This is a genomic window from Bradyrhizobium liaoningense (assembly GCF_018130955.1).
GTDB lineage: Bacteria > Pseudomonadota > Alphaproteobacteria > Rhizobiales > Xanthobacteraceae > Bradyrhizobium > Bradyrhizobium liaoningense_C.
Window position 1 is genome coordinate 1 of record NZ_JAFCJM010000158.1, and the last position, 1,005, is coordinate 1,005.

At 64.0% G+C, this 1,005-nt stretch carries 1 protein-coding gene; it reads left to right on the plus strand.

The annotated features are described in order from the left end of the window. Nucleotides 1-67: 67 nt before the first annotated feature. Nucleotides 68-1,005, plus strand: a 938-nt coding sequence (locus JQ632_RS39175) for an IS1380-like element ISBdi2 family transposase (RefSeq protein WP_212408053.1), incomplete at its 3' end; no start/stop codon positions are given.

Here is a 1,005-nt window from a genome sequence, read left to right on the forward strand (position 1 = left end):
TGATACGGCGTAGGATTCGGTTGTGAAGCCAACCCCATCACCTCCAACCGCGAACGCCACGCCCGCCATGACCGACGATACGATTCCGCCCTTCTCGTTTCCAGCCGTTCACGCCAAGAAAGTCACAGCTGCCTTCGATGGTGGGCGCCTAACCTCGAACGGGGGCGTGATGCTTCTGGCGATGGCCGAGCGGCGTCTCGGTTTGGCCAACAATCTGGCCCGGGTGTTCCCGGATCGGCGCGATCCGACGCGGGTCGTGCACAGCCTGGTCGATATGTTCCGCGCTCGCATGTTCGCGATCTGCTGCGGCTACGAGGACGCCGACGACCTCGATCATCTGAGGTCCGATCCGGCATTCAAACTGGCCTGCGGACGGCTGCCGGACACGGGCCGGGATTTGTGTTCCCAGCCGACGCTGTCGCGGCTGGAGAATGCTCCGCGCCTGCGCGACGTGATCCGGCTGACCTACATTTTGGTCGACGCATGGATGGATAGCTACCCGCGCGAGCCGGCATCCGTCACGCTCGACATCGATGATACCTGCGACGTCGTCCACGGCCATCAGCAGCTCTCGCTGTTCAACGCTCATTATGACGAACGCTGCTTCCTGCCGATCCACGTCTACGACACGGAGAAGAGCCGTCCCGTGGCGGTCGTGCTGAGGCCCGGCAAGACGCCGGGCGGCGTCGAGGTGCGTGCCCATCTGCGCCGCCTGGTACGGCATATCCGGACGCGATGGCACAACACGCAAATTACGTTCCGTGGCGACGGGCACTATGCCCGGCCGGAGGCCATGGCGTGGTGCGAGACCAACGGCATCGACTACATCTTCGGTCTGTCCGGCACCAAGCCTCTCGCCAGAAAAGTCGACGAGGTCGCCGACGACATCCGCACCCGACGCGCCATCGAGAACCTGCCGGTTCTGCGTGGCTATGCCGAGACGCGCCACAAGGCAAAGTCCTGGGATCGCGAACGGCGCACTGTCGCCCGTATTGAGGCGACGAT